Annotated in this window: 19 protein-coding genes and 3 pseudogenes; 18 read left to right on the top strand and 4 right to left on the bottom strand. The window is 60.7% G+C overall.

The genetic code is table 11. The features are described 5' to 3' along the window. Positions 1-317 precede the first annotated feature (317 nt). Complete coding sequence (locus TQ29_RS10310; RefSeq protein WP_054539088.1) at positions 318-680, bottom strand: hypothetical protein; 363 nt, start codon at positions 678-680, stop codon at positions 318-320. 90 nt (positions 681-770) lie between these two features. On the opposite strand from TQ29_RS10310, the gene TQ29_RS10305 reads away from it, so the two are divergent. Then, positions 771-1,499 (top strand): Crp/Fnr family transcriptional regulator, encoded by a 729-nt coding sequence (locus TQ29_RS10305; protein WP_054539087.1) that lies wholly within the window; start codon positions 771-773, stop codon positions 1,497-1,499. A 192-nt stretch (positions 1,500-1,691) separates the two neighbouring features. Here the strand turns inward: TQ29_RS10305 and TQ29_RS20275 are convergent. After that, positions 1,692-1,886, bottom strand: a pseudogene (locus tag TQ29_RS20275) (integrase core domain-containing protein); the annotation flags it as partial. Between the two features lie 75 nt (positions 1,887-1,961). Between TQ29_RS20275 and TQ29_RS10295 the strand changes: the two are divergent. Then, positions 1,962-3,048: pseudogene (locus tag TQ29_RS10295) on the top strand (IS3 family transposase). Positions 3,049-3,138: 90 nt separating this feature from the next. Beyond that, positions 3,139-3,351 (top strand): annotated as a pseudogene (locus tag TQ29_RS21125) (transposase); the annotation flags it as partial. A 58-nt stretch (positions 3,352-3,409) separates the two neighbouring features. Here TQ29_RS21125 and TQ29_RS10285 read toward each other — a convergent pair. Continuing rightward, complete coding sequence (locus TQ29_RS10285) at positions 3,410-4,330, bottom strand: cyclase family protein (protein WP_054539084.1); 921 nt, start codon at positions 4,328-4,330, stop codon at positions 3,410-3,412. A 354-nt stretch (positions 4,331-4,684) separates the two neighbouring features. Continuing rightward, positions 4,685-5,131, bottom strand: a complete 447-nt coding sequence (locus TQ29_RS10280; protein WP_054539083.1) for a GNAT family N-acetyltransferase — start codon at positions 5,129-5,131, stop codon at positions 4,685-4,687. Between the two features lie 282 nt (positions 5,132-5,413). On the opposite strand from TQ29_RS10280, the gene TQ29_RS10275 reads away from it, so the two are divergent. The 15 genes from TQ29_RS10275 (at position 5,414) to TQ29_RS10205 (ending at position 22,169) form a co-directional block, all read left to right on the top strand. Then, positions 5,414-6,769, top strand: coding sequence for an extracellular solute-binding protein (locus TQ29_RS10275; protein WP_054539082.1), 1,356 nt, complete (start codon positions 5,414-5,416; stop codon positions 6,767-6,769). Between the two features lie 94 nt (positions 6,770-6,863). Then, positions 6,864-8,144, top strand: a complete 1,281-nt coding sequence (locus TQ29_RS10270) for a carbohydrate ABC transporter permease (RefSeq protein ID WP_054539081.1) — start codon at positions 6,864-6,866, stop codon at positions 8,142-8,144. A 9-nt stretch (positions 8,145-8,153) separates the two neighbouring features. Continuing rightward, on the top strand, positions 8,154-8,978 hold the full coding sequence (locus tag TQ29_RS10265; RefSeq protein WP_054539080.1) for a carbohydrate ABC transporter permease: 825 nt from the start codon (positions 8,154-8,156) through the stop codon (positions 8,976-8,978). Continuing rightward, the gene (locus TQ29_RS10260) at positions 8,978-10,042 is read left to right on the top strand and encodes an ABC transporter ATP-binding protein (RefSeq protein WP_054539079.1); all 1,065 of its coding nucleotides are present in this window, start codon (positions 8,978-8,980) and stop codon (positions 10,040-10,042) included. The genes TQ29_RS10265 and TQ29_RS10260 overlap by 1 nt, the downstream gene beginning before the upstream one ends. After that, positions 10,042-11,490, top strand: a complete 1,449-nt coding sequence (locus TQ29_RS10255; protein ID WP_054539078.1) for a glycerophosphodiester phosphodiesterase family protein — start codon at positions 10,042-10,044, stop codon at positions 11,488-11,490. Before TQ29_RS10260 ends, TQ29_RS10255 begins: the two co-directional genes overlap by 1 nt. Then, positions 11,487-12,497: a LacI family DNA-binding transcriptional regulator gene (locus TQ29_RS10250; RefSeq protein WP_054539077.1), complete on the top strand. Its 1,011-nt coding sequence runs from the start codon at positions 11,487-11,489 to the stop codon at positions 12,495-12,497. Before TQ29_RS10255 ends, TQ29_RS10250 begins: the two co-directional genes overlap by 4 nt. Before the next feature lie 405 nt (positions 12,498-12,902). After that, positions 12,903-14,063 (top strand): transporter substrate-binding domain-containing protein, encoded by a 1,161-nt coding sequence (locus TQ29_RS10245; RefSeq protein WP_054539076.1) that lies wholly within the window; start codon positions 12,903-12,905, stop codon positions 14,061-14,063. Continuing rightward, the gene (locus tag TQ29_RS10240) at positions 14,060-14,716 is read left to right on the top strand and encodes an ANTAR domain-containing response regulator (protein WP_054539075.1); all 657 of its coding nucleotides are present in this window, start codon (positions 14,060-14,062) and stop codon (positions 14,714-14,716) included. Before TQ29_RS10245 ends, TQ29_RS10240 begins: the two co-directional genes overlap by 4 nt. Positions 14,717-14,754: 38 nt before the next feature. Further along, complete coding sequence (locus TQ29_RS10235) at positions 14,755-15,990, top strand: urea ABC transporter substrate-binding protein (protein ID WP_054539074.1); 1,236 nt, start codon at positions 14,755-14,757, stop codon at positions 15,988-15,990. Positions 15,991-16,086: 96 nt separating this feature from the next. Beyond that, positions 16,087-16,959 carry a branched-chain amino acid ABC transporter permease gene (locus TQ29_RS10230; RefSeq protein ID WP_054539073.1) on the top strand — a complete coding sequence of 291 codons (873 nt, stop codon included), beginning with the start codon at positions 16,087-16,089 and terminating at the stop codon, positions 16,957-16,959. A gap of 1 nt (position 16,960) precedes the next feature. Beyond that, positions 16,961-18,043 carry a branched-chain amino acid ABC transporter permease gene (locus TQ29_RS10225; protein ID WP_054539072.1) on the top strand — a complete coding sequence of 361 codons (1,083 nt, stop codon included), beginning with the start codon at positions 16,961-16,963 and terminating at the stop codon, positions 18,041-18,043. Further along, a complete protein-coding gene (locus TQ29_RS10220) occupies positions 18,043-18,759 on the top strand; it encodes an ABC transporter ATP-binding protein (RefSeq protein ID WP_037210384.1) in 717 nt (238 codons plus the stop codon). The genes TQ29_RS10225 and TQ29_RS10220 overlap by 1 nt, the downstream gene beginning before the upstream one ends. Further along, a complete protein-coding gene (locus TQ29_RS10215; protein WP_054539071.1) occupies positions 18,752-19,465 on the top strand; it encodes an ABC transporter ATP-binding protein in 714 nt (237 codons plus the stop codon). Before TQ29_RS10220 ends, TQ29_RS10215 begins: the two co-directional genes overlap by 8 nt. Positions 19,466-19,513: 48 nt before the next feature. After that, positions 19,514-20,512, top strand: a complete 999-nt coding sequence (locus TQ29_RS10210) for an acetamidase/formamidase family protein (RefSeq protein WP_037210358.1) — start codon at positions 19,514-19,516, stop codon at positions 20,510-20,512. A 100-nt stretch (positions 20,513-20,612) separates the two neighbouring features. After that, positions 20,613-22,169 carry an amidase gene (locus tag TQ29_RS10205; RefSeq protein ID WP_054539070.1) on the top strand — a complete coding sequence of 519 codons (1,557 nt, stop codon included), beginning with the start codon at positions 20,613-20,615 and terminating at the stop codon, positions 22,167-22,169. Positions 22,170-22,893 lie beyond the last annotated feature (724 nt).

The following is a 22,893-nucleotide window of genomic DNA, read 5'->3' as shown; positions in this document are numbered from 1 at the left end:
GATTGCGCAGCGCGGCTGTCGGTTGGTGTGAGCAGGTGTCGGGCGAACGCCCTTGGCGCCTCGCGGCCAAGTGCCGGGTGTGGCATCGCTTCGTTGAAATCGGCTGCCCGTGCCCGGATCAAGACCCGCGCACGGGTATGTTCTCTCGTTGGCTTCATTGTCCGACCCTTCGAGGGGCCGACTCTGATCCCCAGTGGAGAAAAAATCCTGTGGCAGGTCATCCAGGTTGACCTCGGGGGCATCATGATCATCGGTGTAGGGGGCAATCTGAAAGCCGATCACCCGCTACAGGCGCATTTTTGCCCGTCTATTCACATTCAGCCCAAAGCACTGTTCCGGGCACTTGAAGCCCGCAAGGCATCTTCAAGCGACGCCGTTGAAAAGGGCTTGTTCAGGAAAACCCAACCACCGCAACGGGCCTCAGCGGCGGCTTCGTTCAGTACAACGGGCGTCAGGTTGCGCTGGTCAAGTGCGACGCGGAGAGCTGGATCGGTGAGCTGATAGGAGCGGCAGTCGATCACAGCCCAAATCCAGTTCTCCGCCTGATCCAGAAGCGTGATGGCGTGGCCCACCGAGTCCGTCAGATGGACCTCGGCCCGGGGTTCGAGCGCGGTGACTATTTCTCGTATGTCCTCGGCGATAAACGGGTCGCTTTCCAGGACGAGTACGTTGAGGCACATGGTGAGTCTCCGGCTGCAGCTGGGTCTTATATGGAACCCAAACCGGGACGCCGCATTAAACTATGACATAGCAACGAGAGGTCGGCGCCCATGACAACAGCGTGTCAACATTGTCCCCTGCGCAAATGCGACGCCTTCCAGAATATTTCCAACGAAGATCTGGCGTTTATCGCACGTTTCAAGGTGGGTGAATTGAAGGTCGAGGCAGGCACGCCGATTTTGATGGAGGGCTCGAACGCGCCGCAGCTTTACACCGCGCTGCACGGGATGGGCATACGTTACAAGACACTCCCGTCGGGCGACCGGCAGGTCATCAACTTTGTGTTCCCCGGCGATTTCGTGGGATTGCAGGCTGGCGTGATGGGGGAAATGTCGCATTCCGTCGAAGCCAGCACGGCAATGACACTGTGCGTGTTCGACCGCAAGGCATTGTGGTCGTTCTTCAAGGACAAGCCGGAACGCGCGTTCGACATCACGTGGCTGGCGGCCATCGAAGAACATTTTCTTGGCGAGACATTGTTGACCGTCGGCCAGCGCGACGCGCTCTCGGCCGTTGCCTGGGCGCTGGTCAAGCTTCTTTTGCGCGGCCGCTCGGTCGGCCTGGCCCGGAACGATCGTTTGCCGCTGCCATTTCGCCAGCAGGACTTGGCGGATGCATTGGGCCTGTCGCTGGTGCACACCAACAAGACCTTGCGCAAGCTGCGCGTCAAACAGTTGGCATCGTGGGCGGATGGCGTTTTGCAGGTCAACGACCTGGCCGCGCTGGCCGCGCTTGGTCAGGCCGGTATTGCCCCCATGCCCAAACGCCCGCTGATCTGACGTCCGCCGGATTTGGTAGGGCTCCACGTACCCGGCCGCTGCGGCGATCTTCACCTGGTTCTATTTTGGCTTCAGGTCGAGCCTTCGGCGCTCAATATCGTTCGCCAGCCGGGTGTCCTCGCGCGGTTTCTTGGTCATCGCGTCCCTCTGAGTCCGCGTTTATTGGTTAGCTCTGTTCAGGTTTTGGGCCTCTTATGACCTTTGGTGATACTCCCGCGGGGCAAGCCCGTCGAGGCTCGAGTGCGGGCGATGGTGATTGTAGTCGACGCGCCACGCCGCAATCATGGCCGTTCATTTTCCGCCATTGGTCCGAGGACAATGGACGACGGCATGGCGCACAGACGGGAACAGGTGTTCGGTCAGACATTCCTCGCGCATGCATCCGTCGAGGGGTAATCCCCCCCGAAAGTAAGGGGCTGCATAAGTAGAATTTTCTCGGCAAGATGAACGAGGAGATTTCGAATGAAGACAAGCAGATACACTGAGGCTCAGATTATCGCGATCCTGCGGCAGGCCGAAGGCGGTGTGCCGGTGGCCGAGCTGTGCCGTGAGCATGGGATGAGCAACGCCTCGTTCTACAAATGGCGGGCGAAGTACGGGGGGATGGATGCATCCTTGATCAGCCAGATGAAGGCCATGGAAGATGAGAACCGCCGGTTGAAGCGGATGTATGCGGACCTGAGCACGCAGGCGGATTTGCTCAAGGAAGCCCTTGGAACAAAGTGACAGGGCCATCTCAGCGCCGCGAGATGGCCGAAACGGCGGTGGAACGACGAGGCGTCAGCATTGCGCTGGCGTGCCGGGCCTTCGGGGTCAGCGAGACCTGCTATCGCTACAGCCCGAAGCTGAAGGACGAGAACGAGGTGATCGCCGATCTTCTGACGGGGCTGACGGATGCGCGAAAGACTTGGGGGTTTGGCCTGTGTTTCCTGCACTTGCGCAACGTGAAGGAGCACCCATGGAACCACAAACGCGTCTATCGGCTCTACTGCCAGCTGGAGCTGAACCTGCGCATCAAGCCCCGCAAACGGCTGAAACGGGAGAAGCCTGACATCCTGGCGGTGCCGGACGCGCCCAATTTGACCTGGTCCATGGACTTCATGGCAGATCGCCTCGGTGATGGCCGGGCCTTTCGGCTGCTGAACGTGCTGGATGACTTCAACCGCGAAGGGCGGGGGATCGAGGTCGACTTCTCGCTGCCAGCCGAACGGGTCATCCGAAGCCTCAACCGCATCATCGAGTGGCGCGGCAAGCCGGGCACCATAAGGGTCGACAACGTCCGGAATACATCAGTGGCAAGCTAATGGAATGGGCCGAGAAACAGGGAATTACCATCCAGCACATCCAACCCGGACAGCCACAACAGAACGCCTACATCGAGCGCTACAACCGAACGGTTCGGCATGAATGGCTCGACCAATACATCATCGAAAGCATCGAGGAGGCACAAGATCACGCCACGCAATGGCTATGGACTTACAATAACGACCGCCCGAATATGGGCATCGGCGGCATCACACCCGCACAGAAACTGAAAATGGCCGCGTGAATTCTGCGGCTGAACCCCGTTAAAAATGGGGGGATTACCGGAGAACAGGCTAACCTCAAATTGAGGACTTTTCAGCGGAGCAGGTCACCATTGAAATACATAGAAGAGCAGATCATCAGCATTTTGCGGGAGCATGAGGCTGGTGCGAAGACGGCGGAGCTGCGCCGGAGGCACAGCATGCCGGAAGCTACGTTCCATGCCTGGAAAGCCCAGTTTGGCGGAATGGATGTCGTCGACGCGAAGCGGCGGAGGGCCTTGGAGGAGGAGAGCACAGAGCTGAAGCGGCTCCTCGCCGAGGCGATGCCGCATCAGGCGAGAACCCGTCACCCGCCTGATGAAGGCCTAACCGAACTCAGCGAGGTCAGCGTACACGCATTCCAAGCTCGTCGTCCCAGTGCAGTGGCTTCTCGCTCTTGGGCAGTGGGGCATCGGCCGCCGAAATCGTTACCCCATATGTCCAGTCGGCGGGGCAGATCGCTACATATCGGGCATAGCCGCCCGCACCGCCCTTGAACTTTGGGTAACCTATAGAGACCAGGCAGCCGGTGGGCGGGACCTGGTCCAGATTGGCGACCCCCTCTGCCTGCGCGTATCCGTTGTGCATCAGCCAGTACTCGCCCTCGAGATTGGGCGTGGCGTCAGTGTCCAGCGGTTCATGACCGTGGAACAGAATGTGACGCTCTTCATGCAGGAACTTCAGCGCGTCGAGCCCGACACCGGGAAATGGCGTACGCGCGGCAAACTCCTTGTCCGGCCACCCCTTCGACCAGTCCGAACGGACGAAAACCACGGATCCCTCGGGGATGGTTCCATGCTCGGATTCGAAGGCTTCGATATCGGAAACCTGCAGGGCATATCCGAAATCCTCGGCGACCTGATCCTGCATCGGAATAACGACAAGCGGACGCAGTGTGTAGGTGGCCGGAAGTTCGTCGATCGTCGGATATTCGGGCGCCCAATGCGCCGGGGGATCGAGTTGAGTGCCAAGCTGATCCGTCTTGAGCAGGTAGCTGGTCGCCACGAAGCCGTGTTTGTCGTAGGTATATGTATCGCCTTCGGATGCGTAATCTCCGAGGTCGGCGCCGGCCTTGGCGGGTGAGAACGTGGAGTCGCCAAAGCCCGGCCAGACAGGAATGGTCGGGGTAATGACATGGGTCAGGTCGACGTATTTCGCACCCTTGAAAATGTCCTGATATGCGCCCCATAGCCCCAGATCCTCCGCCGAAGCGGCCCCCGAGACGCAAAGCACGGCAACGCCGGCGAGAATTATCTTGTTTGTCATCAAACCTCTCCCATGCATGGGTGTCGAAAGCTGTGTGCGGTGAGTGGCAGCCAGCGGAGCCTTTGGCCTTTCAGTCATGCCTCGCCTTGCCACACGGATCGCCCGCCCTGTTCGGCTCGACGACCCCGGTGCCGGGACCGTGAGGGGCTTGGTCGTAAAAGACAATCTGCCAACGTCTGTTACTGACCATCCCGGCCGTTGGCTCGGGTGATCGCCTCAGAAGAGGGCAATTGCAGCGGGTAGGGGGCACATTATTGCGCAATTTGGACTCAGCATGGGCAAGCCGGAGGAGGGGTTTCGCCTGCGCGGATGGAGCCCCGGTAGAGCGAGGATCACGGCCCGGAGCTGACCTTGTTAAGCGAGTGTCTTTTCGAAATAAACGCGTTTGAAGCCGTCCTCGACGCGGCGTTCCACCTCGGTGTAGCCGAGCCTTGGATAGATCGACAGGTTTTCGGTCATCTTTTCGTTCGTGTAGAGGTGAACGGCACCGAGACCGCGTTCTCGCGCGGCATTCTCACAGAAGCTGATGAGCGCCGTCCCTAAACCGCGTCCGGCAGCGCGGGGAAGGACAGCCATGTTTTCCAGGAGAATATGACCCCCTTCGGCATAAAACACGATGAAGCCCTGTAGACTATCGCGGTCATCCGTCGCAACGAACACCTCGCCTTTGGCGATTTGGGTGGCAAAATCGGCGACCATCGGCGCAGGCTTTCTTCCGATCAGCGGCACATAACGTGCATATGCCCGCTCCGCGCATTCTCTGATTGCTGTTTCATCGCTTGGTACGGCAGGTCGGATCATGTTGCTTTCTCAACTATAATTGATGCGATATTGCTCTGTCAGGATCGTCCGAGCAATGACCGGCTTGTTGACGGTTTTCCAAAGCGGGTCGAGGGTGCCCCGACGCGCTCCGTTTTGCCGCGACCCGCCTCAGAAAACCTTCACCAAACCTTCCTTTCAGGGCGGCCGCTCAACTTCAAGAAAATGACATGTCCGCTAAATCACGCTGTCACGATTGCGGCGCACAACTTGCCTTGCACACGTGTGCAAGTCGAGCTTCCCAAACCGAGAGTTGGACAGATCATGAGCATTCTCAAGACAATCGCGGGCCGCGGGGCCGCTGCCGCCGTGCTGACGGTGACCGCCTTCACGGCGGCTGCCGAGGACTACACGATTACCGTATGGGCCGGGGGTACTGGCGACGAATCCAATTACCGCTATGACGCCATCGCCTTGGCGGCCGATATCCTTGAACGCGAGGCCGAGGTTCGCGGCGAGGAACTGAATATCACCGTCGAAAGCCAGGCATGGAGCAGTTGGGACGACTTCAAACAGGCATTCACGCTCGCCTCCGAGGCCGGTAATTCGCCCGACATCGTTGTCTCCGGGCATGAGGACATTGGCCCCTGGTCCGAGGCCGGGCTGATCGTGCCGATCGAGGATTATGTCTTTTTCGACACCTGGCCGCTGAATGCCATCTACCCGAACCTGATCGAGGTCGCGTCTTACAACGGCCAGGTCTGGGGCATTCCGCAGGATGCCGAGGCACGCGTATTCTACTGGTCGATTCCCGATCTGGAGGCGATCGGATGGTCCGCGCAGGACATCGAGAACCTGCCCGCCCGCGTCGAAAGCGGGGAGTTCACGCTATATGACATGCTGGACGCCGTCGAGAAGATGCAGGCCGAAGGCGTCGTGGATGCCTCCATGGGCTTTGCGCCGCGGGTGTCGAACGGGCCGGACTACTGGCAGTTCTACCAGTCGTTCGGGGGCGAGATGATCGACAAGGAAACCGGCCGCCTGGTGCTGGACACCAAGGCCCTGACCGGTATGTACCAGTTCTTCGTTGATGCCGCCGCGCGCGGCGTCGTCTCGAAAACCTTTCTGGGCACCGAATGGGACACCTGGCACCAGAACGTCGCCGCGGGAAAATATGGCGCCTGGCACGGTGGAACATGGCACTATGCCCAGTGGACCAACCAGTTCGGTCTGGAAGACTTCTTCGACACCGTACAATATACGCTGATCCCGGCGGGCAACGAAAACGGCCGGGCCAATTCGATCACCCACCCACTGGTCTACCTCGTCACCTCCGCCGCGCCCGCGGACGAGGCGGTCATCGCTGCGGAGCTGATCTCGATTGCCTCGGAGCCTCGGATCAATGCGCTTCACGCCGTGAAATCGGCGCATCTGGGCATATCGGAGCAGCAAAACTCGGTCCCGCTCTATGCAAACGACCGCTGGCTGAGCGCGGCGTCGGAGCGGCTCGCGCCGCATACGAACGCGCTGCCCAACAGTTCGGACTTCGGAATTTACTGGAATGCGATGTATGACGGACTTGAAGCCAGCTGGACCGGCGTGACCTCGGTCGAGGATGCCGTGGCCGAAGTTGAAGCTCAGGTAACCCGGGCGCTTGGCGACAATGTCATCGTCCGCTGATCCCATACTCCGCCCCCGGACGGCCGCGCGCCGTCCGGGGTATCCGGCCAGAGAGAGCAACCTGCGTAGCCCCCTCAGCCTGCTCGGTCTCGTCATGCTGTCGCCCGCCCTGATCCTGCTGGCATGTTTCTATTTTGCCCCGGTGGCCCTGACCACGGCCTTTGCCTTCACCGACATGTCGACCGCGACGGGGATCGGAACGGGCGCCTATGTCATCACGCCCAATACCCTGCGCGGCCTGCAGGACGAAGGCCTGCCCGAAGATGTCGCCGCGCAGGTCATGGCCGAGACCTACATCGTCGATCGGGCTGGGCTGGACGCAGCCGTGGCGGCAGGTATGGATGAAGGTTTTGTCGCGGATATCTCCGCGCGCCTGACCGGCAGAGCCTACGATTCCGCACGCGATTTCATCCGCGCCCTGCGTGAGCTGCCAAATGCTCCCCGCAGCCCGCGCGCGATCACCGCCGCCGCCGAAATATTTGGCCGGTCTGCACTGAACCGGCGGTTCGAGACCCGGGAGGAATTGGCAGAGGCGCTTGCCATCGCCACGCCCGAGGGCGCGATAGAGACGCGCGAACAGCTGCTCGACGCCAGCTACACCGGCGCGGTTTTCACCACCGAGAACTTCCGCCGCCTCGCCACCCAGCGCGAAACGGGGCGGGTGCTGCTCAACACGCTGTTCTATGTCTCCGCCACGCTGGCGATCTTCAACGTCGGTCTGGCGCTCTTTCTGGCGATCACGCTGTTCTACTTGCCAAAAGGGCTGATGGGTGTGTTCGGCACGCTTTGGCTGCTGCCGCGTATCACGCCCCTCGTGCTCTATGCGATCCTGTGGAAATGGTTCACCTGGGAGGGGGGATTCCTGCCGATCCTTGCCGAACAGGTGGGCCTGCCATCCTTCAACTACATGAAGGGCTCGGTGGTGACGGCCTGGATCACGATGATCTCGCTCAACGGGTTCATCGGTGCGTCCTTCGGGCTGATCCTGTTCTCGGGCGCGTTGCGGACGATCCCGATGCAGCAGCTTTGGGCCTCGGAGGTGGACGGGGCCACGCGCTGGCAGCAAGTCCGGCGGATCATCCTGCCGCAGATGCGCTGGCCGATCCTGTTCGTGACCACCTACCAGACCATGTCGTTGCTGGCGTCCTATGCCGAGATCTGGCTGACCACCAACGGCGGGCCCGGACGGACGACGACGGTCTGGGCGCTCGAGGCGTTCCGGACGGCATTGTTCAACTATTCGGGCAATCTTGAATACGGGCTGGGCTCGGCGATGGCGCTGATGCTGGTGATCGTCGGGTTTGCCCTGTCGCTCGTCTACCTGCGGCTTTTCCGTTTTGACGAACTGGTCACCCGCCCCCGGATCGAGTTCTGAGGTGCCGCGATGACACGCAATTTCGCGACGCTCCCGCTCCTTCTGCTGCTGATCGTCATCAGCCTGCCGCTGACGGTCATGTATGGCTTTCTCATACTCGACACCTTCACCGACGCCCCGCCGGGTGAACTCTGGCCCGACCGTTTCACGCTGGAACACTGGCGGTTCCTCTTCGACGGGGGCGAGATCGGAAATGTCTGGGCAGCAGCGGGCAACAGCCTGATCCTGGCCGGGTCGATGACGGTGATCGTGCTGACTGTTTCGACCACGGGAGCCTATGCGCTGTCGCGGCTGAACCTGCCGTTCCGGCGGTTCTTTCTGGCCGGGGTGCTGGTCATGCACGCGTTCCCCTCGGTCACGCTGCTGATCGGGGTATTCTTCGTGCTGAACCTCACCGGGCTCTACAACAGCATGATCGGCGTCATCCTGGTGAAATCCTCGCTGATGCTGCCCTTCGGCATCTGGATCATGAAGGGGTTCTACGATGCCGTCCCGTGGGAGATCGAGATGGCCGGGGTTCAGGATGGAGCGAGCCGCTTTACCGTCTGGCGCAGGCTGATCCTGCCGCAGGTCAAACCCGGCCTCGTCGCGCTATCGGTGTTCAGCTTTCTGGACGGGTGGGGCGAATACCTGCTGCCGCGGATCCTCGCACCCGGATCGGACATGGAGGTCCTGTCTGTCTTCCTCAACGAGCTGATCGCGGCGGATCAGCTCGGGTTCAACTTCAATCTGTTTAAATCCGTGGGTGTCTTTTACACGCTGCCGGTCGTTCTTCTCTACGTCATCTTCCAGCACCGGCTGATGAACATCTTCGGCGGAGGCACGAAGGGCTGATGCGCTTACATCTCGACAATTTCACGAAACGCTTCGACGGCAATCCGGTCATCGAAGGCATGAACTTCGTCGTCGAGGATGGCGAGATGCTGGCGCTGCTCGGGCCCTCGGGCTGCGGCAAGTCGACGACGCTCTTTGCCATCGCGGGGATCTACCGCGCCGATGGCGGGCGCATCCTGTTCGGCGACCGCGACGTGACCAACCTGCCGTCGCAACGGCGGAATGTGGGCGTAGTGTTCCAGAACTATGCCCTCTATCCGCATATGTCGGTCGAGGAAAACATCGGGTTTCCGCTGACGGTGGGCCGGATACGGCGCGACAAGGCCGAGGTCGCCCGCGCCGTGCGCGAGATCGCCGAGCTGATCCATATCGAGGAGCTGCTGGCCCGCAAACCGGCGCAGCTCTCGGGCGGGCAGCAACAGCGCGTGGCTCTGGCGCGCGCGCTCGTGCGGCGGCCCGGAATTCTGCTGCTGGACGAGCCGCTGGCCAATCTTGACGCCAGGCTGCGGCTCGAGATGCGCTCGGAAATCCGGCGCATCCAGCTTGAGACAGGGATCACCGCCATCCTCGTGACCCATGATCAGGTCGAGGCGATGTCCATGTGCGACCGCGTGGCGATCATGGAGAGGGGCAGGATCCTTCAGATCGGCCCGCCGACGGAGCTGTATCGCGCGCCGGTCAACCGGTTCGTCGCGGGCTTTCTCGGGAACCCGCCGATCGTGTTTCTGGAAGGCCGCACCGCCGGACAGGGCAGTTTCGCGATGGATCAGGGGCTGCATCTGCCCCTGCCTCCGCGTCTGCGCGGCCTGCCAGCCGACCGGCCCATCTCTCTGGGCATCCGGCCCGAGCATTTCGGTACCGGCGGAACCGCTCAGGCGACCGGGCGTGTGACCTTCGTCGAGCCGCAGGGCCGCGAGACCCTGTTCGACATCGAGACGGCGCCGGGGGTCATCCTGCGGTCGGTCCAGCCCGCGCGCGAGGACGTGGGGGTCGGCGACATTGTCACCTGGCCGATCGATGTTGATAACCTTCTGGCCTTCGATGCAGAGGGAACACGACTCTGATGCGCGCAAACCTGAAGTTTTCCTGGCCCGCGCGCTGCGACGGGCGGCCATTGTGCATCGCCCATCGCGGGGCCTCGGCTCATGCGCAGGAGGGAACGGTTGCGGCCTATGAATGCGCCGCCGATCTGGGATCAGACATGTGGGAGCTCGATATCTGGCTGACGGCGGACCGGCAGCCTGTGGTGTCGCATGATCCGACCTTTGCGGGTGAGGGCGGCCCTGTGGCCATCGCGGCGTTCACCGCAGCTGAGCTGGCGCGCCGCTGCCCCGAAATGCCGACGCTTGCCCAGATCGTGGCGATGGCCCGCGCGCGCGGACAAGCGCTCTACCTCGACCTCAAGGGTGAGGGCGCGGGGGCGGTCTGCATGGAGGTGCTGCACGCGCTCGATTTTACCCAGGCGGTTCTGGGCACCTTCGACGAGGGCGAAGCGCGTGCGCTGATCGAAAACGGCTGCCCCTGGCCAGTCGCCGTGCTCGTTCGGCTGGGTGAGGATCCGTTTCGGCGGGCAGAGGCGACAGGCGCGGATATCATTCACCTTTGCTGGGAGCATGGCGGCGCGCGGCCACAGAACCTCGTGACTGCGGCCCTGTTGGCCCAGGCGCAGGCGCGGGACATCGGCATCGTGATCTGGCACGAGGAACGGCCCGAGGTGCTGGCCGCTCTCGTCACGCTGCCGGTGCTGGGCATCTGCACCGACCAGCCGGAACTGCTGGGCGGTTTCGATAGCCTGCCGCCCACCGGGATCGAGGTCGTGTGCCATCGGGGCGTCAATCACATCGCTCCCGAAAACACGATGGCCGCTGCGCGGCTGACCTACGACATGGGCTGCGACTGGCTGGAACTGGACGTGCGCGAAAGCGCCGATGGCGAAATCATCGTGATCCATGATCCTACGCTGGACCGGACGACATCCGGTACGGGCGCGGTGGCGAAAACCGACCTTGCCGCGCTACGGTTGCTCGACGCGGGCGGATGGAAGGCCAGGCATTGGCGGGGCGAGACGATCCCGACGCTGGCCGAAGCCATCGGCTATTGCCAGTCGCGGGGGCGGCGGATGTATATCGAGAACAAGAGCGTGGACGCCCGAAAGCTGCTTGATCTCGTACGGGGCATGGACTTTCTTGACCAGTGTTTCTTCTGGTCGCCATCCCCCGAGCTTTTGCTGGAGACACGCAGGATTGCCCCGGACGCCAACATCAAGGCCAACATCCCCCATTTCAGCAGTTTCAAAACGATGATGGAAACGCTCGCCCCGCAAATCTGCGAAATCACCGTCGCGGACTGGGAGCGGCAAGCTCCGCTGTGCCGCGCGCACGGGGTGCGCCCGATGCTGAAGTATTTCGGCGACGACCCGCGTGTCTTTGCTCGCATCGTCGACTGGAGGCCGGAGATGATCAATCTTGACCGGGCGGACCTGCTGCTTTCTGCGCTCAAGGCCGCCACATGAACGGGCAGAGGTCGGTCACGGCAGAAGACGTCGCGCGGCTTGCCGGGGTGTCGCGGTCGGCGGTCAGTCGGGCGTTCACCAATGGTGCGAGCATCTCGTCCGAGACACGGGACAAGGTCATGGCGGCGGCGGACCGGCTGGGCTACCGGGTCAATTACCTCGCCCGTAGCCTGACGCTGCAGCGGACCGAACTGGTCGCGCTCGTGGTGTCGGACATGGACCATTCGTTCCGCGCCCGGATCGTCGACCTGCTGTCGCGCGGGCTGGTGAAGGCGGGGTACCGGCCGTTCCTTCTGCCCTGGAGCGACGGGGACGACGCCGGGCGGCTGATCGACATGATGCTGCACTACAACGTCTCGGGCGCGATCATGACCTCGGACACGCCCCCCGGCGAAATCGCCGCGCATTGCGCCCGGCACGGCGTGCCGCTGGTGCTGGTCAACAAGGCACCGGTGGATGCTCACGCGCCGCGCGTGCTCCACGATGTCGAAGCCGCCGGTCGGCTCGCCGCCGAAGCCCTGTTCGAGGCCGGATGCCGCCGCGTCGCCTATGCCGGACCGCGGCGGCCGTCGTATACGATCGACGCGCGCCGGGCGGCTTTTCTGCGCCACGCAGCCGAACTGGGGATGCGCTGTAGGTTCGAGGCCAACGGCGCACGCCCCAACTATGCGGGCGGAGTCGAGGCCGCCGCAGAGTTCCTTCCCCGTGCCGGCGAGGTGGACGGCGTGCACTGCGGCAACGATTTTCTCGCCCTCGGTTTTCTCGATCGGATCCGGTCCGATGGCTTGCGGGTACCCGCTGACCTGTCCGTTGTCGGCTGTGACAACATCGCCGAGGCGGCATGGACAAGCTACGATCTCACGACGGTAACCCAGGATGCCGAGGCAGTCGTGTCGGCCTGCCTGGCGGCGCTGATCGAACTTGTCGAGGGAGAGGAAGAGCCCGCGCCCACCACCGTCATTCCGGTGCGACTGGTCCGTCGCGGATCGACCTCGCATCGCGCATGACACCGGACGCAGGCGGCAGAACCGCGCGCCTGCTCGTCGGGCGACAGATCGCGGGCCACGCCGCGGCGGTGCCTGTGCTCGACTTCATTCATATCGCGAGGGCAGGGCGTTGCCCGCATCGATCCAGCCTTCCCTGATTTTCCGGTGATTCATCTTTGCCGCGCACAAAAAATGCTCATCAGGGTGTATGGATGACGCAATCTGGTGCGAAATCATCGATATCGCCTGCGCGCGCCTGCGGGGATGCCCCCGGTGTTGACAGCCTTCAGACGCCTGCATAGCGTCGAGTTCACGCGCCGAGCAAATGAGCTCCTGTTGGCGCATTCGCAATGACTTAAATATATCGGCAAATGAGCCCCAAAAGCAGTTCTTGCTTTGGGGCTTTTGTCGTTTGGAAGGCAAAAGATGACGCGTATCGATGTCCCGCTTGGATTGCTGTTTTCGAATACCGGATCCTACGGAACCGTTGCGCACACGTTGCTGAACGGCGCCAAACTTGCCTGCAAAGAGATCAATGCCGACCCGAACGCTTCGGTGATGCTCAAGCCGCTCCATATCGATCCGCAAAGCAATCTTGGCAACTACGGGCCGGCGGTGCAGACCATGCTCGACAAGGGCATTCGCCATATTTGCGGTTGCTATACTTCATCGAGCCGCAAGGAAGTGATCCCGCTTATCGAAAAACGGGATGCTCTTCTTTGGTATCCCACCCACTATGAAGGCTTCGAAAGCACGACCAATGTGATCTATACCGGCGCTGCACCGAACCACCACATATCACCACTCATCGACTATCTGTTTACCCGTTTCGGGCAGCGCGCGTTTTGCATCGGCTCGAACTACATCTGGGGCTGGGAAAGCAACCGCGTCTTGCGTGAGGGCCTGCAGAAAAGAGGCGGCGAGGTTTTGGCCGAACGCTATGTGCCCGTGGGCGAAACTGATCTGAATGATATTATCGAAGAAATCCTGGAAACGCGCCCCAATTTCGTTTTCAACGCATTGATAGGCGAGTCCTCTTATTCCTTCTTTCGCGCTTTTCGCAACGCCTGTCGCGAAAAGGGTATCGATCAGGTCGCGCAATATCCGGTGGCGAGCTGCAACCTTTCCGAGCCGGAACTCCGCGCTATCGGAGCGGACGGAGCGGACGGGCAGATCAGCTCAAGCGTTTACTTCTCGTCCCTGCCGGGCGCGAGGAATGCGCGTTTCGTCCGTGCCTATCAAGCCGAGTTTCCGGAAGGCCCCGTCGCGTCGGCAGAGGCAGAAGCAGCCTATGTCGCAATTCACATGCTCGCAAAATCCGTTGCGAAGGCGGGTACGGCGGATGTGCAAGCCGTGTGCCAGGCCGTTGCCGGGCAGGAATTCGACGCGCCGCAGGGGAAGGTCACGATTGATCCCGACACGCTGCATGCATCATTGACGCCGCGTATCGGGCTGTCGCGTTCTGACTATGAATTCGACCTGCTGTTTGAAGCATCGGAGCCGGTGAAGCCGGATCCTTATCTCGTGTCCTCGACGATGACCTACGAACCCGCGCTCCGGCGCTCAATGCTGAGGGCCGTTTCATGAAAACACCGCGCCTCGTCCAGAACTTCAAAGGCCGCCGGGTGGTGATCTTTTCCTCCGCAGGCCGGTCTCTGGAGATCCTCGACAGTACTTTGCGCCGTCTGGGGCTGTTGCCTGAAGTCTTTGCAAGCGAACCGGGAAAGATGCTCGAACTGCCGTCGGATTTGCGACCTCATCAGGATGTGGTGCTCATCGACGGCGACCAGATCCTGCCGGTGAACTGGCCGGAATGCTACGACTTACCGGTTGGGATGCCGCCTTGCCCGACAATTGGACTTGTGGGAACAGAGGCTCCCAGCCGCCTGAAAGCGATGATGCAGCTTGGTGCGCTCGCGTTCCTGCCCAAGCCGATCTACGCAGGATCAGTTTTTTCGGCGCTTTATCTCGCCGTGAACGAGTTCAATCGCGTGGAAGCGCTGAACGCGTCTGTCGCTGGCCTCATGGAACGGCGCAGAAAAAGAATTCATGTTATCAAGGCCGTGGCGATGCTGATGCGGCATCGCGGGCTCAACGAAGATGCCGCGTATGACTTTTTGCGAAAAGAAAGCATGCGGGCTCGTGTCAGCATCGAGGACCATTGCTGGATCTTGATGCAGACAGCGTCGGAGGGCGATGAAAATCGCAACGCAACCCCAAAGAGGTGTCGAGCCCACTAGCGGTCAAAACACCCAAAACACGCAACAAGGATTCGAAAATGAAGATGAAATTAATCAGCGCCACTTCGGCGCTCGCTACCCTATTGTCTATCGCCGGGCCGTTCGCGGCACAGGCGCAGGAGCCGATCAAACTCGGTGTTCTTGAAGACCAGTCGGGTGATTTCGCGCTGGCCACCATCGGCAAGGTCCACGGGATCGAGCTTGCAGTCGAAGAAATCAACGCCGCTGGCGGTATCGACGGGCGCCCGATCGAGATCATCGCCTATGACACCCAATCGGACAATACCCGCTATCAGGAATTCATGCGGCGCGTCCTGCAGCGTGACAAGGTGGACGTGGTCTTTGCTGGCTTCTCTTCGGCCTCGCGCGAGGCTTATCGCCCGATCGTGAACCAGTTCGATGGTCTGGCATTCTACAACAACCAGTATGAAGGCGGTGTTTGCGACGCCAACATGATCGTCACCGGCGCGGTTCCCGAACAGCAGTTCTCGACCTTGCTGCCTTACATGATGGAGACCTACGGCAAAAAGGTCTACACGATCGCCGCGGACTACAACTTTGGCCAGATCTCGGCCGAGTGGGTACGCCAGATTGTCGATGAAAACGGCGGTGAGATGGTGGGCGAGGAATTCATCCCGCTTGGCGTGTCGCAATTCTCGCAGACGATCCAGAACATTCAGGCAGCGAAACCGGATTTTGTCGTGACCCTGCTCGTCGGGACAGCGCAATCATCCTACTACGAACAGGCGGGCGCTGCGAACCTGGCATTGCCGATGGCGTCTTCGGTGAATGTCGGCCAGGGCTATGAACACAAGCGGTTCACGCCGCCGAGCCTCGCGAACATGTACGCGACGGTAAACTACATCGAGGAAGTCGATACCCCCGAAAGCAAGGCGTTCGTCGAGAAATGGCACGCCAAATTCCCGGACGAGCCTTACATCAACCAAGAGGCCGAAAACTCCTACGCCGCTGTCTACCTGTACAAGCTGATGGTCGAACGCGCGAAATCGACCGAGCTCGAGGCCATCCGTGGCGTCATCGCGGAGGGAGACATCTGTTTTGATGCGCCCGAAGGCGAAATGTGCATCGATCCGAAAAGCCAGCACACATCGCACACCATCTACCTGGCACAGGTGACCGAAGATCACTCGATCGCGTTCCCGAAGGTCTGGGAGAGCATTCAGCCCTATTGGCTGGGCGAAGCCGGATGCGATCTGACGATGGAAGATCCGAGCGCGCAGTACACCCCGTCGAGCCCGCCGCCGGCGAAATGATCTGAAACGGCCGGATGCGGCGGGTCTGCCTCCGCCTCCGGCCTCCGGTCCGAAGGTTTCCCTCCGGCAAGACGGCCACCAAGAAAGGGACGGTCCATGGAGTTTCTCTATTCGATCTTCAGTTTTCTGTATCAGTTCGGCGACGCCTTCGCATTTCTCGTTCTCAGTTCCTGCGGGCTTGCGGTGATCTTCGGCATGATGGGGGTGATCAATCTCGCACATGGCGAGTTCATCCTCTGTGGTGCATATGTTTCCACCAGCGCGGCTCATATGGGGCTTCCCCTGCCGCTGGCGATCGCGGCCGGATCAATAGCCGCAGGCATCGCCGGCATGATCGTCGAACTGGCCGTGATCCGGCCTCTCTATGCACGCCCGCTCGATACGATCGTGGCGACCTGGGGTATCTCGATGATCGTGACGCAGGGCACGCTGATCGTCCTTGGAACGACGATGGCCGGTAGCGGCACGCCGTTCGGCAGCTTTTCCGTAGGGGCCTATTCCTATTCGATCTACCGCGTTGTCCTGATGGTGATGGCTGTGGTGACGCTGGCGGCCCTGTGGCTGATGTTCACCAAGACCCGTTTCGGCATCCTGGCCCGTGCGACGATCCAGGTTCCGCATGTCGCCGAGGCGCTCGGGGTCAATACCAACCTCATCTACAGCCTGACATTCGGACTTGGCGCAGCCCTCGCCGGGCTTGCGGGCGGCCTCTATGCCCCGACCATGACGCTGGTGCCGACCATGGGGGCGTCCTTCATGGTCGAGGCCTTTGTGACGGTCGTGGTCGGCGGCGCGGATATATTTCTCGGAACCGCGCCGGCGGCTGTCGTCCTCGGCTTGATCAAGGCTGCCCTCACCTCGTGGAAGGGTCAGTTTGCGGGTCAGATTGGCCTGCTCGTCGCCGTCATCATCGTTATCCGCATCCTGCCGCGCGGTATCAGCGGCAAAATCCTGAAAGAGAGGGCCTGACGTGTCCCGCGCATCCCGTTTCACCTCATTTCTCAAACTGGTCGAAGGGCCGCAGACATTAGGAAACGGCCCGAAGTTCTGGTCCGGCTTTGCTGTGGTATTGCTTGCGGCCTGTTCCTATCCGGCCTTCGCGGACAGCTATGACGTCGGCAACAACGTCTACTTCTTCAATTGGCTTTTCATGGCTCTGGGGCTCAGCCTGATCTGGGGCTATGGGGGCTCTCTCAGTTTCGGCCAGACCGCGTTTTTCGGTATAGCGGGCTATAGCTACGGCGTGTTGACGATCAATCTTGGTGATGCCTACGGGCTCACGCTGTTCTCGCTTGTGATGGCGGTTGCCATAAGTGCGCTCTTTGCCGCCGTACTCGGGTACTTCCTGTTTTTCGGACGCATCAACGGTGTCTTCCTCGGGATCGTGTCGCTGTCTGTGACGCTTGTGCTCGAGCGGTTCATGGCGCAGACCGCCGGGCCGGAATGGGTGATCGGCAAGGCGCGTCTGAACGGGTTCAATGGCATGGGGGCGATGCCGTCTCTGACCATTCCCTGGCCGGGGGGCAATATCGTGCTCTACCCGGATATAACACTTTACTACCTGACACTCGCCTTGCTGGTGATCGTCTATCTGGGGCTGCGGATGTTGGTGAATTCGCGCTTTGGAAACGTGCTTGTCGCGATCCGCGAGAACCCCTTGCGCGCGGAAATGCTGGGATATGACGTGCGCAAGTACCAGTTGGGCGCCTTTGTAATCGGTTCCGCACTCGCGGGGTTGTCGGGCGTTCTTTACACCTCTTGGGGCAACTATATCACCCCGGCTTCGATGGGGATGACTGCCGCTTCGCTCCCGATCGTCTGGGTGGCCGTCGGCGGGCGTAGCGACCTGACGACAACGCTCGTCGGCACGTTTCTTGTTCTGATCGTCTTTCAGTCGCTCACCATTCACGGCAGCCAATACGCCCTCGTGGCGATGGGGCTTCTGCTCGTCATCACTGTGCTGATCGCGCCAAAGGGCATCGTGACGGCGTTGGTAGAGTTCGTTTCGAAGATGTCCGATCGGCGGAAATCCAAAGCGGAGGAGGTTCGATGATGCCACTTTTGGAAACGCACAAGCTCAACAAGCATTTCGGTGGGCTGCATGTGACCGGAAACGTGGATTTCGCACTGAATCCGGGGGAAATGCATTGCCTGATCGGTCCGAACGGGGCGGGAAAGAGCACGTTCTTCAAATTGATCCTCGGAGAGCATCTGCCCGACAGCGGAGATATCCTCTACGACGGGCACGACATCACCCGGGCCAAGCCGTTTGAACGCATCCGCAAAGGCATCAGCGTCAAGTTTCAGGTTCCCGGCATTTTCAAGGAACTGAGCGTCCGCCAGAACCTGACGATCGCCCTGCAGTACCATGTCGATCCCGAGCTGCTCGCCGAAGAGATCGACCAACTGCTTGAGTTCCTGAAACTCGCCGACGATCAGAAACAGCTCGCGGGCAATCTGAGCCATGGTCAGAAACAGTGGTTGGAAATCGGCATGGCGATCGCGCTCAAGCCAAAGCTCCTGCTTCTGGATGAACCGACTGCGGGGATGACCCCGGACGAAACCTTCGCCACGGGCGAGATGCTTCAGGAGCTCAATCGCGAAGGGATGACCTTGCTCGCGGTCGAGCATGACATGGCCTTCGTGCGCCAGATCGCACATCAGGTCACTGTTCTGCATTTCGGAAAGATATTCGCCCAAGGCACGATCGACGAGATCGTCGCCAATGAAGACGTGGCCGCAATCTATCTTGGAGAAGTCGATGCGTAAGGATGTCATTCTTGATGTCATCAGCTTGCACGCGGGGTATGGGGGCAAGCCGGTTTTGCAAGGCGTGGACTTCCAGGTTCGCGAAGGTGAGATCGTCGCCGTGATCGGGCGCAACGGGGTCGGGAAATCGACCCTGATGAAAACGCTGATCGGGCTGTTGCCGACCGATCGCGGCTCGATCAACCTGCGCGGCGCGTCGATTGATCTGTTGGCTGCGCATCAGCGCGCGCGCCGCGGGATCGGCTATGTACCCCAGGGCCGGGATGTCTTTCCGCGCATGAGCGTGCTCGAGAACCTGCTTGTCGGGGAATCCATCGCCGGACAGGCGACCGAGGGCAAGGTTGACGAAATTTTTCACTATTTTCCGATCCTGAAGGAACGCGCGGATCAGCGAGCGGGAACGATGTCGGGCGGCCAGCAGCAACAGCTTGCGATCGGACGGGTTCTGATGGGGACGCCTTCGATGATCCTGCTCGACGAGCCTTCCGAAGGTATTCAGCCCAACATTGTGCAAGACATTGCGCGGATCACGGTCGAACTGAACCGCAAGACCGGCGTGACGGTCGTGTTCGTTGAGCAGAACATCGACATGATCCGAGCAATGGCGCAGCGCTGTTACGTCATGGACAAGGGCAGCATCGTTGCCGAGCTCGACAAGGACATGCTTCAGGACCGCGACATCATCCGCCGATACCTGTCGGTCTGATCCCGTGATGTTTCAAAGCAGGACAAATCCAATGCGAAAGGAAAAGCTATGAGCTGGTTTGAAGAGTCGATTATGGCCCGCAAGGGGGTGGCGAAAGGCCAGAGTGTGGATACTCGCAGCCTGACAGAGGCGGAGCAGGGCGACTATCCCTACATCTACTCGGCGGGGATCGACCCCATTTTGTACGTCGACCCCGGTACGGTCGTGAGTGCCGAAACGCATGATGCCTTCGAAGGCAAGATTCAGAAGGAGACGGATTCGCCTTCCGAAATCCTGAATTTCCCCTTTCTGAATCCCCAGAACGGCCCGATCTATGTCAACGGTGCCGAGAAGGGCGATACGATCGCTGTCTATATCGAAAGCATCGTTCCGCGCGGGCCGCAGCCGCGGGGGACCACGACGATCATGCCCGAGTTCGGCGGGCTAGTGCCCACGTTCGACACCGCGATGCTGACGCAGCCCTTGCCTGAGCGGGTTCGAAAGCTCGAAGTCGATGTCGAAACGGGCGTGAAGTGGAATGACAAGATAAGCCTGCCGTACGAGCCCTTCATCGGCACGATCGGAACCGCGCCCGAGGCCGAGGCGATTTCGTCTTTGGTGCCCGATTACTATGGGGGCAACATGGACCTTCCCGACGTGGCCCCCGGTGCGGTGGTCTATCTGCCGGTGAATACCGAGGGTGGCTACCTCTTCCTCGGCGATTGCCACGCGGCACAGGGCGACGGCGAGCTGTGCGGTGTAGCGGTCGAGCACCCGACGGTGACGACGGTCCGTATCGATCTGATCAAGAACTGGACCATTCGCGGCCCGCGCCTCGAAAACGAGTCCTTTTACATGACGGTCGGATCCGCCAGACCTATGGAAGATGCGGCACGAGGTGCCTACCGCGAGCTAATCCGTTGGATGGCGTCTGATTTCGGATTTGAGGAAATCGACGCATACATGCTGCTGACCCAATGCGGCCGTGTCCGGCTGGGAAATATGGTCGACCCGAAATATTCAGTGGGCGCCTCCGTGCTCAAATCCATCATCGGAATCGCCAAGTGACGCGGGAAGGGCAGGTCAAGCCCGAGGTTTGCTCGCGTGTGCCGAGTTTTCCGTTTCCGCCTGCTTTCGGCCGGATTTTTCGCCAGACCAGGAGTATTCGATGACTTCAGCGCCCACCGAGTCACCCGAGAATCAAGATCCCTTGCCGGATTTGCGAACGTTGACCATTGGAAGAATCCAAGAGGGGTTTGCGAACGGAGAGTTTACGACCGAAGCTTTGACAAAAGCCTGCATAGCCCAGATTCATAAACTCAATGGCAAGTACAACGCGATCATTTTCGAGAATGATCAGGCTCTGGAAACGGCACGCGAGATTGATCGCAGGCGCGTCGCGGGCCAACCGCTTGGCCCGCTGGCCGGGGTACCTGTCGTCGTCAAGGATCCGATGGATATGGTCGGTTTTCCCACCACGGCGGGGTGGCGGTTGCTCTGCTCGAAAACGGGCGGGATTGATCTTTTTCCCGAACGGGACAGCCCGGTTGTCGCGCGGATGCGCGCCGCGGATGCGGTGATCCTCGGCAAGACCAACGTCCCGATCCTCAGCTGGACGGGGACCCATGCAAATGACAGCTGGGCCGGCCCGACACTCAATCCTGCCATCGAAGACCGTGCTCCGGGGGGGTCGAGCGCGGGGACAGCGGCCGCCGTCGCCACCCATATGTGCGTGGTAGGTCTTGCCGAGGAGACGGGGGGATCCATCCAGAACCCCGCGTCGGCGCAGGGGCTTGTCGGCATCAAGCCGACCATCGGTCTCGTTCCAAACGCGGGGGTTGTGCCGCTTTCGGGGAGCCGCGACGTCGTTGGCCCGATTGCCCGAAACGTCACCGATGCTGCGCTTTGTCTTGACGTGCTCGCCGGGTTCACGACGGAAGACCCGAAAACGCTGGCATCGGTCGACAAGATTCCAGAGGGCGGGTACGCGGTTGGATTGTCTGCACAGGGGCTGCGAGGCAAGCGCCTGGGGGTCTACGGGCCGGGGTGGCGTAAGGATGCGCTGTCGGAAGAGACTGCCGCTTTGTACGAACGTGCCAAGAAAGAGCTCGCGGCTCAGGGCGCGCTTCTGATAGAAGATCCTTTCGCCAACACCGAATTTGCCACGCTTCGCCAGATTACCCCGGGCACGCCTTTCTTTGACGGGCGCGGGCTCGAGTCTATCCCCTATGACATGACGTGCTACCTGCAACGGCTTGGCCCCGATGCGGCACTCACAACCTGGGATGCGTTCGTCGCGGCCACGAAGGAGGAAAACCCGCTGGCCGAGGGGGCGATCCTTGGCTTTCTGAACGAACTCCCGGATTTTCTGGAGGCTGTGAAGTCCCCCGCGACGCCACCGGCGTTGCCCGAATTCACGGCTCTCAAGAGACGCTATCTCAGGCTGATCGCGGAGGTCTTCGAACGCCATCAACTGGATGGGCTGGTCTATCCGCAGATGCTTTGCGAATTGCCGGGCCTGTACTCGGGAGAGGCGATCCTCGAGACAACGGTGGGCGAGTTGAATATCGCGGGAATTCCGGGTGTCACGGTTCCGGCGGGCTATTATGCCTCCGGCGCACCCTTCGAATTGATCTTCCTCGGTCGGCAATGGAGCGAGGCGTGTCTGATCCAGTGCGCTTATGCCTATGAACAGGCGACGCAGCATCGGAAGCCGGCGGTTTGAAAGGAACCACCGGTTATGTCGCTGTAGGGTAATCGATGGGGCCTGTCATGTTGAGGTGCCCCGTGGATTCGTGCTGATTTGTTCCGGTCTCTTGGGATGCCCACAATGAAGGAGACAAGAAATAGTGTTAAGTTACAGCGATGAGTTCAGGCGCGATGTGGTTCACATCGCAACGACCAATCGACGGTGACGGTGACGGTGACGGTGACGGGGGCGCCGGGCGATGCGTGAAAGGCGATCCGCTTACCGACACGCCAAAACCATCATCCCGGCAGCCCAGAGGCCGGCACGCACTAACAATCATCCGGATGCTGCTTCACTAACGGGCCGGCCGGACCTTTGGCGAGATCGCAAGCGCTGAAAATATCTGAAAGCGTCGTGTCCGGCGGATGATCGACCTTGTGTTTCTGCCCCCGGACATCGTGCGCGAGGTCTTCGACTGCAAACGGGCGCTCGGGTTTGCGTCGGATTGGTGCCTGCGCCATGCGCTGCCGTCGCACTGGGAAACGGACCCGTTCCCGACGCAATCCGAGGTCCGCGCCACGGCGCGATCCGTGCAATGCACGGACAACGCACCACTATCCGCCGCGCTACTTGCATCATCTCGAGCAAGAGAAGTGACTGGCTGTGGAGGCAGTCTGGAGCTATCTCGTCTCTGCAAAATTCGCTACAAACAGGGAAAGTAACAGCGTATTTCGGCTGTCTGACGCCAATATCAGAGAAA

Origin of the sequence: Actibacterium sp. EMB200-NS6 (assembly GCF_001305615.1) — a bacterium.
GTDB lineage: Bacteria > Pseudomonadota > Alphaproteobacteria > Rhodobacterales > Rhodobacteraceae > Actibacterium_A > Actibacterium_A naphthalenivorans.
The sequence above is the reverse complement of the archived record's forward strand: the minus strand, read 5'-3'. Positions and strand labels throughout refer to the sequence as shown.